The organism is Nocardiopsis sp. NPDC007018 (assembly GCF_040635075.1).
Taxonomy (GTDB): domain Bacteria; phylum Actinomycetota; class Actinomycetes; order Streptosporangiales; family Streptosporangiaceae; genus Nocardiopsis.
The window spans coordinates 1-13,407 of the sequence record NZ_JBEYHA010000085.1; the positions used below are offsets into that span (position 1 = coordinate 1).

The following is a 13,407-nucleotide window of genomic DNA, read 5'->3' on the forward strand; positions in this document are numbered from 1 at the left end:
CAGCTTTTCGACAGCCAGCAGATGATCCCAACGATCAGGCAGACCACCGACACGGAAATGTTCGCGGTCGCGATCATCAGGCGGCCCTCCGATCATCCCCAGGAGCCACATCCAGGTCTGGGCGAGGACGTCCCCGCCGAAGGTCGCGCTCACCACGACCACGACCGACGTCGCCCCGAGCGCCCATCCCGGTCCGTGGCGGACGGTGAGCCACAGCGCCCCGAGTCCGCACGCGGTACCGAGGATCAGCCAGAGCGCACCGGCCCGCAGCACCTCCGACGACACCGTGTGCGCGGCCGGTCCGCCGCTCAACACGGGAGGGATCAGGCAGAGGGCGATCACGAGCGCCGTCATGGCTCCCACGCACCGGATCAGCCAGACCTGGACCGCCTCGGGCATTCCCGGGCGGCGCGGGACGAGCAGCCGCCACCCCGGTGCCAGCAGACCCCACAACAGGACCGCGGTGACGCTCGCCCCGATCGGCAGCAGCGCGAAGGTGTACAGCCCGAGCAGGTATCCGACGGGGTAGACGGCCGCCGTCACCAGGCACAGGGCCGCCGCGCCCAGGCACAGGGGCACGACGGGCCCCCCGCGCAGGGTCGCGCCGATCCCGGCAAGGGCCCCCTCACGCGTGGAGCGGCGCCCCACCGGTCGGGGATCGCCGCTCCGTCCGGACCGCCCCGGAGCCGGGACCACCAACCGCACGAACAGCACCACGACCATGAGCCCCACGGACAACGCGAGCGCGAGCACGGGCGACTCGTCGGCCAACGGATGCCCCGGGGCCAGGGGGACAGCGTTCAGGTGGGCCCCGAGCACCGGAAGCATGGCACGCACCGCCCAGGTCGGTGGTACGAACACCCAGGCCGCCGATTCGGCCGCGAGGGTTCCGCACAGCTGCCAGACCCACGCGGCGAGGAACACCGGAACCGTCCCCCAGCGCTCGGTGGCGACGAAGGCCGCCGCCAGTACTCCCAGGGTCGCCGCCCAGCACACCGCTCCCGCCAGGAGGACACCGGCGGTGTCGACGGGTGCTCCGGCGAGCAGGGACACCGGCGCGACCGTCCAGAACGCCAGCGCGTGGAACAGCGCCGACAGGCAGGCGAGGACGGCGAACCTGGCGAGAACGACGGTGCCCGGGCGCACCGGCCGCCACGGGGTGCCCGCCTCACGGGCCTTCTCCTCGCGGGCGGTGGTGATCCCCGCGAGGAGGGTGAGCAGCCCCGCCGCCATGCCGGTGACGTAGAGCATCTGCCAGAGCAGGGCGGCCCGCTCCCCGCTCTGCGGGGTGATGAGCACGCCGGCGGAGCTGATCGCCGCGATGACCAGGCCCGCGACCGGGAACAGGGCGGCCGCCGACCCCCGGGTGCGCACGACCTCCGCGCTCAGTGTCCGCCACGTCGCCGTCACGGGGCACCGACCCGGGTCCCGGTCGGCAGGGTGAGGTCGAGGAAGGCCTGTTCCAACCGCTCCGGCGGAGCGAACCGCGCCAACGGCCCCCGGTACAGGCACCTGCCCCCGCCGAGGACGGAGATGTCGTCCGCGAGCCGCACCACCTCGCCGAGCTGGTGCGAGCTGACCAGGACCGTCCGTCCCTCGGCGGCGTAGGCGCGCAGCAGGGTGCGCAGTTCGACGATGCCCTGGGGGTCGAGGCCGTTCTGCGGCTCGTCCAGCACGAGCAGCTCGGGGCGGGTCAGGATGGCGACGCCCAACGCCAGTCGGCCCCTCATGCCGGTGGAGAAGGTCCTGGCCCGCTTGCGTCCGGTACCGGCCAGACCGACGACGTCGAGCACCTCCTCGATCCGGCCGCGCGACGTGCCGGTGAGCCGGGCGTGCACGAGGAGGTTGTCGAACGCGCTGAGATGGTCGTAGACCGCCGGGCCGTCGATGCTGGCCCCCACCCGGGCCAGTACCCCGCGTCCGACACGGTCGGCCGGGTCCGCGCCCAGGACCTCCACCGTGCCCGAGTCCGGGCGTAGGAGCCCGAGGAGCATCCGGAAGGTCGTGGACTTGCCCGCGCCGTTGCGCCCCAGCAGCGCGTGGACCCGTCCCGGCTCGACGGTCAGGTCGAGACCGTCCAGGACGGTAGATCCGCCCCGTTCCAGGCGCAGCCCGCGACAGCGGACCACGGCGCGCTCACGGAGCCGTTCCGGGGGCGGGGCGGGGGTCGGGGGGTCGGTGGTCATCGTTTCTCCTTGGTCGAGGTCAGCGCCATGTAGCCGTCTTCGAGACCCGGCTCGACCGGGTGGGCTCCGGGCGGGGGCGTGTCGGTGACGATCCGGTACCTGGTGCCGGAGCCGACCGTGATCGCGTTGACGACCACGGCCCCCTCCGGCGGCGGGGCCGTGCCGTGGCCGGTGAGCCAGGTGCGCCCCCGGGCGGCGTCGACGAGTCCTTCGGTGGGCCCGTCGTAGAGTCCGCGCCCGGCGCCGAGCACGCACACGTACGGGCACGCCTGGGCGACGTCGTCGAGGATGTGGGTGGACAGGAGTACGGTGCGGTCCCGCCCCATTCCGGCCAGTAGGGTCCGGAACCGCGCCCGCTCGGCGGGGTCGAGCCCTGCCGTGGGTTCGTCCACGACCAACAGCGCGGGATCGCCCACCAGAGCCTGGGCGATGCCGACGCGGCGGAGCATGCCGCCGGAGAAGCCGCCCATGCGCCGGTGCCCGTCCTCGGCCAGTCCCACGTGTTCGAGGAGCCGCACCGCCTGGCGTCGGCGCTCCCGGGAGCCCCCGACGCCCTTGAGGACACCGACGTAGTCGAGGAACTCGACCGGGGTGAGGTTCGGGTAGGGCTCGATGTGCTGCGGCAGGTAGCCGAGCACCTTCTTGAGGGCGCGACGCGCCCCGCTCCCGGCGAGGTCCCGGCCGTCGACGAGTACGCGCCCGCGGGTGGGTGCGATGAGGCCGCACAGGACCCGCATCAGGGTCGTCTTGCCCGCGCCGTTCGCCCCCAGCAGACCGATCATCCCGGTCGGCAGGTCGAGGGTGAGGTTGTCGAGGGCGGCGGGGCGGCGCCGGAAGTCCTTGGAGACGCGGTCGAGGGAGATGTGCACGTCGTACCTTTCACCACGTCCGTGGGCGATGGGCCAGGGCGGACCCCGCCATGGTCAGAAGAATGACGAGGAGGGCCTGCCACAGCAGGGAGGCGGTGGCCGTCACGGGGGTGCCTTCGAGGCCGAGGGGGCCCGCCGGGGCGTACACGGGCGGCGATCCGAAGTAGCCGGAGGCGACCGGGTCCCCGACGACCCCCAGAACGGTGCCGTTGAGGTGCGGGATCGGCGCCAGCGGGGTGGAGAGGGTCAGGTAGAGCCAGGCCAGCACGGCCGCGACCCGGCCGAGCGCTCGGGGCAGGACCGACCCGAGCAGTCCGGAGAGCGTCATCGCGAGCAGTGCGGCCGGCACCACGATCGTCACCGTCACGCCCACCGCCGCCAGCAGGGACCACGGTCGGTCGGCGTTGGTCTGGACGGCGCCCAGGGCCGACAGCACGAGCAGGGGCGGGGTGACGGCCACCGCGCAGGTGCCGAGGAGCCGTGCCGCGCGCAGCCGTACCGGGGGGAGGGGGGCCGCGGCCTCCACCTCGCGCACACCGGACCGGCCGGGGGCGGCGAAGAGGCCGGTGAACGCGGCCGCGTAGGCGATGCCGCACAGGACGGCGACGACCTGCCCGGTGAAGGCCAGGTCAGCAGCTCCCCCGGTACCGGGGTGGCGCGGGGAGACGGTGGCGAGCAGCGTGGCGAACGCGGTGAGGGGGATCGCGGTGATCCACAGGGCCCACTGCCGACGGGCGATGGTGGCGTGTGTCCGGGCCAGCGCGAGGAGGATCATGACACGGCCCCCGTCATGAGGCGTTCGGAGTCGCGGAGCCGTCGCCAGGTGACCACCGCAGGCACCAGCGCCACGGCGAGCGGGAGCCCGCGCTGGAGGTGGAGCGAAGGAACGTGCGGGTCCCACGCGACCGTCAGGAGCAACCAGGCGGCGACGACCGCGAGGGCGGTGGCCGCCGGTGTGCCGGACCACCCGCAGACGCAGAAGGCGACCGCCGTGAGGACGGCGACGGCACCGACCGTGGAGAGGAGCGCGGTCCACCCCTCCTCCCGGGGCCAGGGGCCGGACCCGTGCACCGCGAGGACGGCGCCGACGGCGGCTGCCGCGTTGACCAGACCGGCCCGCAGGAGCCGCACGGCCCGGAACGGGACGAGCGTCGACTCGTGCAGTTCGACGAGCCCGTCGTCGGTCATCGCGACCGCGACGCACAGGCCCGCGCAGAGGACGAGGACCGACACCAGCCAGGGGGCCAGGAGCGCCGCGGACCCGGCCGGAAGCACGAGCTCCGCGCCCCGGAGCGTACCGGCCACCACGATCCCCGCCAGGAGCGGCGGCGCGGTCGTCGCCGCACCGGTGGCGCGTACCTGCGCCCTGATCAGTGCTCCCGTCACGTGCTCCCCCTTCCTCGCATGGTGTTCACCGGGTGAGTAGCGTCCGGCGAGCTTCGGGTTCACGCCCGACCCCACCGCCACCCGCCGCCGATCCCCGCCGCCCATTCCGCCGGCTCCACCCGTCACCCCTCCGCCACCCATCCCGTCGTCCCCACCCGTCAACGCGAGGATCGGGGGCGGGCGAGCCTCGACGTCGGGTGTCAGGCCGTCACTGTGGCGCCGCTGGCCAACGCCCGGTGCGAGGAGGCCGCCGCCGCCGCGAGCAGCCCCGCTCCCAGCACCACCGCCGCGGTCGGTGTGGCGATCTCCCACAGCAGCCCGACCACCGTGGCCACCCCGGTCTCCACCTCGGGTCGCGGGCTGACGAACGGCACTAGGAGCAGGCCCGTGACGGCCCCGGCCCAGGGGGTGGTCCACAGCGCGACGCACGTCACCAGACCGGCCACCACCGCGAGCGGCACCGCCCACCCCGCGAGCACGGCGGCGAACCCGCCGCCCGCCCCCCACGACGCGACGGCCCATGACGCCAGGACCCCCGCGGACGCGTCGATGCCGAGGACCACCGTGACCCGGGCCATCACCACCACCGGTGGTCCCAGCGGAGTGCTCAGCGACAGTGCGTCGGGGCCAGCCGTGGACAGGGCCATCGTCACCGTCACCGCGACGCCGACCAGCATGAGGGAGGAGAACGCCGTGACCACCACGGAGGAGTCCTGGCCGACTCCGAGGACCCGCGCCGCCAGCGCCGCCAGGGCCGCCGTCAGCAGTGCCGCGGGCACCACCAGCCACGGCACGATCCGCAGCTGGGCGCGGGCCAGCGCCATGGCCAGCCGGAGGACGTGGAGGAGTGGCCACCGGGGGCGGTCCAGCGGGGAGGGCGCGGCGGCGATCCGGCGCAGGACCGCCGTGAACGGCGGGGCCTGGGGTCTGCGTTCCGCGTCCCACACCCGCAGGGCGTCCCGGAGGTTCCGGTCTTCGTGTCGGTCAGGCATCCTGCCTCCTCAGTACGGCGCGCAGCCTTCGCCGGGCCCGTGACACCCGGCTCTTCACGGTGCCGGTCGGAACTCCGACCAGCGCCGCGACCTCGTCGTAGGGCAGTTCGTGCAGCCAGGCCAGGGTCACGGTCTCCGCGAGGTCGGGAGGGAGCGCGTGGAGGATGTCGACCAGGGCGCGAGTGGCGTCCGCCGACACCACGAGGTCGGCCGGGCCGTCCTCGTGGGACGGGATCGTGTCGGTCTCCTCGTCGAGTGGGACCTGGGCCAGGCGGCGTCCTCTCGTGTGCGACCCCAACCGGCGTTTGGCGATGCCGAGCAGCCAGGTGAGCACCTGGCTGTCTCCCCGGAAGGCGGGCGCCGACCGCCAGCAGGCCAACCAGACGTCGGCGCCGACCTCCTCCGCGACTCCCCGGTCGGGGACGCGGGCCAGGAGGAAGGCGAGCACCACGGAGGCGTATCGGGAGTAGAGCTGCCCGAGGGCCTGTTCGTCCCCCCGCCCCACCCGGTCCAGCAGCACGCTGTCGGGGGTGGTGTCCGAGTCCGACCGCTCCAACCCGTGCCTCCGCCCTGTTCCCCGCCCGGTTCTCCGCTCATGGGCGCGCCGGTGTCCCCGCCTGGCTGGTCGGGGCACCGAGGCCCCTCCCTCAACCCGTTGGTAGCGAGCCGGGCCGACGAGGTTCACCTGTTCGGGCGACAGACCGCAGTCGTTCTCGGGCGCGCGCCGAACCGGTGTCTCCGCCCTGGCTGGCCCGAGGTACCGACGCCCCTCCCTCAACCCGTTGGCAGCGAGCCGGGTCGAGAGGGTTCACGGGTGTGCGCGGGTGCGGGCGTCAGGCCGGTCGCGTCGGCGGGCGCGGGGTGAACCGGTGGACCAGCGCCGCGGGCACCGCGCACACCCAGCCCAGGCAGAGTGCCCACACCGTCCCGGTGAACGCTCCGGCGAGCGCGTAGGAGAACAGGGCCACCGGCCCGGCGCCCACGGCCAGGACGGCGGCGCTCGCGCGCAGGGCGTTGGCCAGGGCCAGGCCCAGCAGCACCCCGGCCCAGGCGGAGAGCAGGACGCGCCAGGAGTTGGCTCCGGGGCGGGCACGCGACGCCCGGTGGACCCACCAGCCCGTGACGGAGGCGAGAACGACGACGCCCAGGAGCTCGGTGGTCAGGTGCCAGTCGGGCTGGCCGACGACGGCGGAGAGGCCGAGCCGGGGGAAGGCGAAGGGCACGCCCAGGGAAGTGGGCAGTGTGAGCCAGGCGGCGCGGGACCCCAGCCAGGTGAGGAACGCGGGGTTGGCGAAGAGCAGGCAGGGAACGAGGGTCGCGATCCCGGCGGCGGCCGGGAGGACGAGGGGGCGGAGGGTGAAGGTCGGGGGGCTATTGCGAATATCATTCACCTTTTGCATGATAGTGATCCAGCTCTCATCATCACAGGGCGCTCTTCCCCGGAGTGACTCCTGCGCACCCCCTCCGAGTACTCGGCACACCTCCCCAGGAGCGAGATTGCGGCGCACCGGCAAGCGCGGGCTCTCCACGGCCGTCCTGGCCGTGCTCGTACTGGTGGCCGGCGGCGTCGCCGCCACGGCCACCCGGCACGAACCCGGACCCACCCGCTACCTCACCGACGACCAGGGCCGGGCGCTCTTCCTCCACGGCCTCAACACCTCCGGCTCCGCCAAGGGCGCCCCCGACCGGCTGCCCTGGATCACCGAGGACGACGTCCAGGCCGAGTACGACACCATGGGCACCAACGTCGTCCGCTTCCTCGTCCAGTGGCAGGCCGTGGAACCGGAGGAGGGCGTCTACGACGAGGAGTACCTGGACGCCGTCGCCGAACGCGTCGAGTGGTACGCAGACCGGGGGTACCACGTGCTGATCGACATGCACCAGGACCTGTACGGCCGCTACACCAGCCCCGAGGAGCACTCCGGCAACGGCGCCCCCGAGTGGGCCACCCACAACGACGGGCTGCGGGTGGAGAGCCGGGAGATGTGGGAGCTGGTCTACCTGGAGCCCGGCGTCGTGCGCGCCTTCGACCACTTCTGGGGCACCACCGGCGAGCACCCCGGGCTGATGGACGCCTACGCCGACGCCTGGGGGGCACGTGGCCGAGCGGTTCGCCGGGCACCCCGCCGTCCTCGGCTACGACCTCATGAACGAACCCTTCGGCGGTAGCCTCCAAGGCGCCGACTTCGAGGCGGGCCCCCTCGCCGAGCTCTACCGCCGGTCCATCGCCCGTGTCCGGGAGGCCGACCAGGACACGTGGATCTTCGTGGAGGGGCAGGCCGTGGGCGTGAACTGGGGCCTGCCCTCGTTCCTGCCGCACCTGGACGACCCCCGCGAGGGGGACCCCCGGATCGTGTACGCACCGCACATGTACGCCCTGCCCATGGACCTCGGCCAGCCGTACGAGGGGGAGGCCAGGAGACAGGTCGACGCCAGCGTCGACCTGTGGTCGCGCAACGTCCGGGTGGTGGGCGAGCGCCTGGAGGCGCCCGTCGTGCTGGGCGAGTTCGGCCTGGACATGTCCGGGGCGGGCGCCCCGGAGTTCGTGGCCCGGATGCTGGAGGAGACCGAGTCGATGGCGGCGGGGCGCGTCTACTGGTCCAACGACCACGACGGCTGGGGCCCCTGGGAGGACCGTGCCGAGGGGGAGGAACTCACCCCCGGGCCCCTGGCGCACGTGATGAACCGCGCCTACCCCCGCGCGGTGGCGGGCCGGCCCCGGGAGTGGGGAACCGACGGTGCCAGCGGCGCTCTGACGGTGCGCTACGAGGAGAGCGCCGAAGTGTCCGGGGCCACCGAGCTGTACCTGCCCGAAGACGCCTTCGGAGACGGTCCCGGAGAGGGGTTCGGGCTGACTGTGGACACCCCGGCCGGGGACGGCGGATGGACGTCGCGGTGGGACGCCGAACGCAGGGTCCTGCACGTCACCGTCACGGTCGCCGAGGACGGCGACGAGACCGTCCTGACCGTCGTGCCCGACTGAGCACCACCGGGGGCGGGGCTCCCGGTGACCCGCGCCGATCGCCAGGCGGGCCCCGGGCGGCCGGGGGCGGACGCCCCCGACCGGGACGGTCAGAGGCGGCAGGCGTAGATGTCCGTGACCAGGATGGCGCGGGCGCCCAGCTGCCAGAGGTCGTCCATGATGCGCTGGGCCTCCTTGCGCGGCACCATCGAGCGGACCGCCACCCAGCCCTCACGGTGCAGCGGGGAGACCGTCGGCCCCTCCATGCCCGGAGTGAGCGCCACCGCCGCCTCCAGGTTCTCGGCGTGCACGTCGTAGTCCATCATCACGTAGTCGCGGGCCACGAGGACGCCGCGCAGGCGGCGCAGCAGCTGGTCGATCTGCCGGTCCTCGGGGGCGTTGGTGGGGCGGATGACCACGGCCTCGGAGACCAGGATCGGGTCGCCGAAGGTCTCCATGCCCGCGTTGCGCAGGGTGGTGCCGGTGGAGACGACGTCGGCCACCGCGTCGGCCACGCCGAGCTGCACCGAGCTCTCCACCGCGCCGTCGAGGTGGATGACGCGGGCGTCGATGCCGCGCTCCTCCAGGTAGGCGCGGAGCAGACCGTCGAAGGAGGTGGCGATCCGCTTGCCGTCGAGGTCGGAGACGTCCATCCCGCCGCCGTCGGGTGCGGCGAAGCGGAACGTGGAGCCGCCGAAGCCCAGCGGCAGGACCTCGTCCACCGGGGCGCCGGAGTCCAGCAGCATGTCGCGGCCGGTGATCCCGGCCTGGAGGATGCCCTCGCCCACGTAGACGGCGATGTCCTTGGGGCGCAGGAAGAAGAACTCGGTGTTGTTGTCGGGGTCGACCAGCACGAGGTCGCGGCTGCTCTTGCGCTGCCGGTACCCGGCCTCGCCCAGCATCTGGACGGCGGGTTCGGACAGCTGGCCCTTGTTGGGCACGGCGATACGGAGCATGTCGGGCATGACGGTTCCTTGGTTCGGCTCGGGTGTGGTTCGGGGACGTCCGGTGGGCCGGCGCGCCGGCGCCCGGTGAGGGGCGCGCGACACCGGCCTACAGATGCTTGTAGACGTCCTCGAGCCGCAGGCCGCGGGCCAGCATCAGGACCTGGAGGTGGTAGAGGAGCTGCGAGATCTCTTCGGCGGCGTCTTCGTCCGACTCGTACTCGGCGGCCATCCAGACCTCAGCGGCCTCCTCGACGACCTTCTTGCCGATGGCATGGACGCCGGCGTCGAGTTGGGCGACGGTCCCGGACCCCTCGGGGCGGGAGCGTGCCTTCTCGGACAGCTCGGCGAACAGCTCTTCGAAGGTCTTCATGGTCTCTTTCCTCGACCGACAGTGCGGTACCAGGGTAGGCGCAACCGACACCCGGTGACCAACCGGGGACCGAATGTCCCACATGGTGAGAGACCCTGGTCAGGCCATCCGGCGGGCGACGGCGCGGATCAGCGGGCGGGGCAGCAGCCGCAGGACGCCGTCCGCCAGCTTGTACTGGGCCCCGGGGACGACCGCCGACCGCCCGGCGGCCCAGGCGACCAGGGAGTCGCGCACGACCTGCTCCTTGGACACGAACGCGAACTCGGGCATGCCCTGTTCCTGCACGCCCCGGGTCATGTCGGTGCGCACGAAGCCGGGTTGCACCACGGTGACGTGGACGCCGTGCCGGCGCACCTCGGCGGCCACGCTCTCGCTCCACACGGTCAGGAACTTCTTGCCCGCACCGTAGACGGAACCACCCGGGTTGGCGGGGACCTCCCCGGCCATCGAGGCGACGTTCACCACGCCGAGCGGTCCCTCGAATCCGTCGGCGCGGCGGGCGATCTGCACCGGTAGGACGGCGCGGGCCAGGTGCAGGGCGGCGCGGACGTTGAGGTCGATCATGGCGTCGATCTCGCCGGGGTCCTGTTCGGCGAACGTGCCGCCGTCGCCGCGACCGGCGTTGTTGACGAGCAGGTCGACGGGGGCGGAGCCCCCGGTGCCGTCCTCGGACAGCCGGGCGGTGACGGCGGTGAGCCCCTCGGCGGTGCCGAGGTCGGCGGGCAGGACCTCGACGGTGCCCCCGTAGCGCGCCCGGACGTCGTCGGCGAGCTCGTCCAGGAGCGCGCGGCGGCGCGCGACCACGACGAGCCCGTATCCGCGCTGGGCCAGGCGGCGGGCGTACTCCTCGCCGATCCCGCTGGAGGCGCCGGTGACCAGCGCGGTCCTCGCGGGGGCGGCGGTCGCGGGTTCGGAGGCGGTGGAGTCGTCGCTCATGCCCCTCAGCGTAGGGCGTGCCGTCGCCGCGCCTCCGGACGGGCGGCCCCGCCGGGGCGCTCGTGTCGCTGGTGCTGGGGCTGGTGGGTCGTGGGTTGTGGGCTGGGGAACGCGGTGCGAAGGTGGCGTGTGGAGCGGGTGAGACGGGAGGGTTCCCGATCGGCCGGTGGCGATGGACACGCGGTGTTTCCCCGACAAACGGCCGCGCGGACTCCCCTGGGGCGCGGTGAGGCGTTAGCGTTCAACCCATGTCCGAGACCCAGAGCCCCACCGGACCCCTGGCCGCCCTCCGGCTGGAGGAGCGTCTGCGTGACACCAGACTCTTCTTCAGCCAGGCGTTGCGCACCTTCCATGCGACGGGTTCCATCGTGCCCAGCAGCAGCGCCCTGGCCCACGCCATGGCCGAGCACATCCGCCACCGACCCGATCCCGACGAGCCGTTGCGCATCCTGGAGGCGGGTGCCGGGACCGGTGCGATCAGCCGCGGGATCGCCGCCGCGATGCGCCCCGGCGACACCGTGGACCTCGTGGAGGCCAACCCGGAGTTCGCGTCGTACGTCGAGCGCCTGTTGGAGACCGACCCGGTGATGTCCCAGATCGCCGACGCCGCCGAGGTGCACGCGTGCCTGGTGGACGAGATGGGCACCGACCGCACCTACGACGTCATCGTGTCCGGTCTGCCGTTCGCGAACTTCACCGCCGACACGGTGCGCGGCATCCTCGACTACTACTTCAGCGTGCTGCGCCCCGGGGGGACCCTCTCCTTCTACGGGTACCTGTACACGAAGGAGGTCAAGGCGGTGATCGCCCGCCGGGAGGACTACCTGCGCCAGGCGCGGACCAGCTGGGTGGTGCAGGACTGGCTGGACCGTTACGGAATCGGTTCGGAGAAGGTGTTCGCCAACATCCCGCCCGCGTGGGTGCACCACCTGCGCAAGCCGGAGTGGGAGTCGTCGAGCTCCTGACCCGGCGCTTCGCCGCCCCCACCTCCCAGTACCCGTATCCCCGCACCCCGTCCCCCGGCCGTGGACCCGTTTCCACGACCCGAGGGCGGGGTCCGTCTTGTATACGTATGGGCAGATTGAGTGGTCTACACCTCCACGAGCGCGTGCACGCGCACGTGCGAGGCGCGGGTAGTCTCGCGTTGACTTCTGAGGCACCTGATCTTTTACAGAACAGCACGGATGCCCTGTTTATCCGTTTGAATGCCAAATGTTCTTTAGGTCTGCTCCAAGGCCCGCGAAGTCCATCGCGTGCCCCGCGTTCCCGGGACTACGTTCTCCATGACAGAACCCTGTGATCCGGACGCGTGCGCGCGGAGTCCTACATCTCACCTATTTCCCAGGTCGGTAATGGACCGGTGGAGGAGGCAACGTGACGCTCACCCAGGTGGTCAAGGCGGCTCCGGCGGCCCCGCAGGGACCCACGGACACGACGCCGGAGGCCCTTCCCCTCGACGTCAGACAGCGGGTCTCCGCCCTCGCCCGCACCTCGCGCCTGCTCGTGGCCTGTGACTACGACGGCGCCCTGACCCCGGTCGACGCCAACCAGCGGGGACCGCTCCCTGAGGCGGTCCGCGCCCTGCGCGACCTGGCCGACCTGCCCGGCACCGTGTGCGCGGTGGTCTCCGCACGCCCCCTGCGCGATCTGGCCGCGCTCTCCCGGCTGCCCGCCGAGGTCCGCCTGGTGGGCGCCTACGGGACCGAGTTCGACACCGACCTCACCATCGACCCCCATCACCCCGGGACCGGCCCCGACGCCCCGCCCGCCGACAAGTCCGCCGCCCTCGAACTCCTGCGCGAGCAGGTCGACGCCACCGCGATCCTCTACATCGGCGGCGGCGACGGCGAGGAGCCGGTGTTCGTCAACCTCAACACCGGCGCCGACGCGGGCGTGCGGGTCGGCGAGGAGAGCACGGCGGCCGCGCACAGCGTGCCCAGCACCCCCGCGGCGGCGACCCTGCTGTCCCTCCTGGCCACCGAGCGCCGCTCGTGGGTGTTCGGCGAGCGCCCGACACCGATCGAGCGCATGTCGATGCTGTCCAACCAGGCGTCGGTGGCGCTCCTGGGCCCGGACGCGCGTCTGCTGTGGTTCTGCCACCCCGAACCGGACTCCAACGCCCTGTTCGCCGAGGTGTTGGGCGGCCGCCAGGCCGGGGTGTTCGCGATCGCGCCCGCCCACGGCGGCCTGCCCTTGGGCCAGCGCTACCTGCCGGGCACGATGACCGTACGCACCCGCTGGTCCCGCCTGGAGGTCACCGACTACCTCTCCCACGACACCGGGCCGGGCCGCACCGACCTGGTCCGGGTGATCAGCGGCGTCACCCCCGCCACGGTCGAGTTCGCGCCCCGCCCCGACTTCGGCCGCGCCCCCATCCGCATCACCGTGGAGCCCGAGGGCCTGCGCGTCCAGGGCGCGGAGTTCCCCATGGTCCTGCGCTCCCCCGGCGTGGAGTGGAGCGTGGACCACGACGGCACCGACGACGTCGCCCGCGCCACCGTGCACCCGAGGTCCGAGCGCCCCGTGGTGCTGGAGCTGCGCTGCGGCACCGACTCCCTGGCAGCCGAGGAGGGCACCGAGGCCGAACGCCAGGAGCGGGCGGGCCTGCACTGGTCCTCCTGGGTCCGCGACCTCGACCTCCCCCGTACCGAGAACGTCCTCGCGGCCCGTTCGGCGTTGACGTTGCGGGGTCTGTGCACCCCGACCGGTGGTGTGATGGCCGCCGCGACGACCTCGCTTCCCGAGGAGATCGGCGGGGT

General features: G+C 73.1%; 13 protein-coding genes and 1 pseudogene. 3 read left to right on the forward strand and 11 right to left on the reverse strand.

The window, feature by feature from the left end; all coding sequences use genetic code 11:
- The 8 genes from ABZ635_RS26180 to ABZ635_RS26215 all read right to left on the reverse strand — a co-directional run.
- A partial coding sequence (locus tag ABZ635_RS26180) for a hypothetical protein (protein ID WP_357769793.1) occupies positions 1 to 1,410 on the reverse strand: 1,410 nt, incomplete at its 3' end.
- Entirely contained in the window at positions 1,407 to 2,186 is a 780-nt protein-coding gene (locus tag ABZ635_RS26185) for an ATP-binding cassette domain-containing protein (protein WP_357769796.1), read from the reverse strand. The genes ABZ635_RS26180 and ABZ635_RS26185, both read right to left, overlap by 4 nt.
- Positions 2,183 to 3,055 (reverse strand): ATP-binding cassette domain-containing protein, encoded by an 873-nt coding sequence (locus tag ABZ635_RS26190; protein ID WP_357769798.1) that lies wholly within the window; start codon positions 3,053 to 3,055, stop codon positions 2,183 to 2,185. Before ABZ635_RS26190 ends, ABZ635_RS26185 begins: the two co-directional genes overlap by 4 nt.
- Positions 3,056 to 3,065: 10 nt before the next feature.
- Positions 3,066 to 3,830: a hypothetical protein gene (locus ABZ635_RS26195; protein WP_357769800.1), complete on the reverse strand. Its 765-nt coding sequence runs from the start codon at positions 3,828 to 3,830 to the stop codon at positions 3,066 to 3,068.
- Positions 3,827 to 4,441 carry a hypothetical protein gene (locus ABZ635_RS26200; RefSeq protein ID WP_357769802.1) on the reverse strand — a complete coding sequence of 205 codons (615 nt, stop codon included), beginning with the start codon at positions 4,439 to 4,441 and terminating at the stop codon, positions 3,827 to 3,829. Before ABZ635_RS26200 ends, ABZ635_RS26195 begins: the two co-directional genes overlap by 4 nt.
- A 200-nt stretch (positions 4,442 to 4,641) precedes the next feature.
- A complete protein-coding gene (locus ABZ635_RS26205; protein ID WP_357769803.1) occupies positions 4,642 to 5,433 on the reverse strand; it encodes a hypothetical protein in 792 nt (263 codons plus the stop codon).
- Positions 5,426 to 5,989: a sigma-70 family RNA polymerase sigma factor gene (locus ABZ635_RS26210; protein ID WP_357769805.1), complete on the reverse strand. Its 564-nt coding sequence runs from the start codon at positions 5,987 to 5,989 to the stop codon at positions 5,426 to 5,428. Before ABZ635_RS26210 ends, ABZ635_RS26205 begins: the two co-directional genes overlap by 8 nt.
- Positions 5,990 to 6,266: 277 nt before the next feature.
- On the reverse strand, positions 6,267 to 6,833 hold the full coding sequence (locus ABZ635_RS26215) for a hypothetical protein (protein ID WP_357769807.1): 567 nt from the start codon (positions 6,831 to 6,833) through the stop codon (positions 6,267 to 6,269).
- A gap of 97 nt (positions 6,834 to 6,930) precedes the next feature.
- Here ABZ635_RS26215 and ABZ635_RS26220 point away from each other — a divergent pair.
- Positions 6,931 to 8,416: pseudogene (locus ABZ635_RS26220) on the forward strand (cellulase family glycosylhydrolase).
- Between the two features lie 89 nt (positions 8,417 to 8,505).
- Here ABZ635_RS26220 and hisG read toward each other — a convergent pair.
- The 3 genes from hisG to ABZ635_RS26235 form a co-directional block, all read right to left on the reverse strand.
- Positions 8,506 to 9,360, reverse strand: coding sequence for an ATP phosphoribosyltransferase (hisG, locus tag ABZ635_RS26225; RefSeq protein WP_357769809.1), 855 nt, complete (start codon positions 9,358 to 9,360; stop codon positions 8,506 to 8,508).
- A gap of 88 nt (positions 9,361 to 9,448) precedes the next feature.
- Positions 9,449 to 9,712, reverse strand: coding sequence for a phosphoribosyl-ATP diphosphatase (locus ABZ635_RS26230; protein WP_017546893.1), 264 nt, complete (start codon positions 9,710 to 9,712; stop codon positions 9,449 to 9,451).
- A 99-nt stretch (positions 9,713 to 9,811) separates the two neighbouring features.
- Positions 9,812 to 10,648, reverse strand: a complete 837-nt coding sequence (locus ABZ635_RS26235) for an SDR family NAD(P)-dependent oxidoreductase (RefSeq protein WP_357769811.1) — start codon at positions 10,646 to 10,648, stop codon at positions 9,812 to 9,814.
- Positions 10,649 to 10,896: 248 nt separating this feature from the next.
- Here ABZ635_RS26235 and ABZ635_RS26240 point away from each other — a divergent pair, with 248 nt between their 5' ends.
- On the forward strand, positions 10,897 to 11,613 hold the full coding sequence (locus ABZ635_RS26240) for a methyltransferase domain-containing protein (RefSeq protein WP_357769813.1): 717 nt from the start codon (positions 10,897 to 10,899) through the stop codon (positions 11,611 to 11,613).
- A gap of 409 nt (positions 11,614 to 12,022) precedes the next feature.
- The coding region (locus tag ABZ635_RS26245) for a trehalase-like domain-containing protein (protein WP_357769815.1) at positions 12,023 to 13,407 on the forward strand (1,385 nt) is incomplete at its 3' end.

Coding starts and splice junctions, on each gene's coding strand:
- ABZ635_RS26185 (WP_357769796.1), bottom strand. CDS start 2,186: ATGACCACCGACCCCCCGACCCCCGCCCCGCCCCCGGAACGGCTCCGT.
- ABZ635_RS26195 (WP_357769800.1), bottom strand. CDS start 3,830: ATGATCCTCCTCGCGCTGGCCCGGACACACGCCACCATCGCCCGTCGG.
- ABZ635_RS26205 (WP_357769803.1), bottom strand. CDS start 5,433: ATGCCTGACCGACACGAAGACCGGAACCTCCGGGACGCCCTGCGGGTG.
- ABZ635_RS26215 (WP_357769807.1), bottom strand. CDS start 6,833: ATGCAAAAGGTGAATGATATTCGCAATAGCCCCCCGACCTTCACCCTC.
- hisG (WP_357769809.1), bottom strand. CDS start 9,360: ATGCCCGACATGCTCCGTATCGCCGTGCCCAACAAGGGCCAGCTGTCC.
- ABZ635_RS26230 (WP_017546893.1), bottom strand. CDS start 9,712: ATGAAGACCTTCGAAGAGCTGTTCGCCGAGCTGTCCGAGAAGGCACGC.
- ABZ635_RS26235 (WP_357769811.1), bottom strand. CDS start 10,648: ATGAGCGACGACTCCACCGCCTCCGAACCCGCGACCGCCGCCCCCGCG.
- ABZ635_RS26240 (WP_357769813.1), top strand. CDS start 10,897: ATGTCCGAGACCCAGAGCCCCACCGGACCCCTGGCCGCCCTCCGGCTG.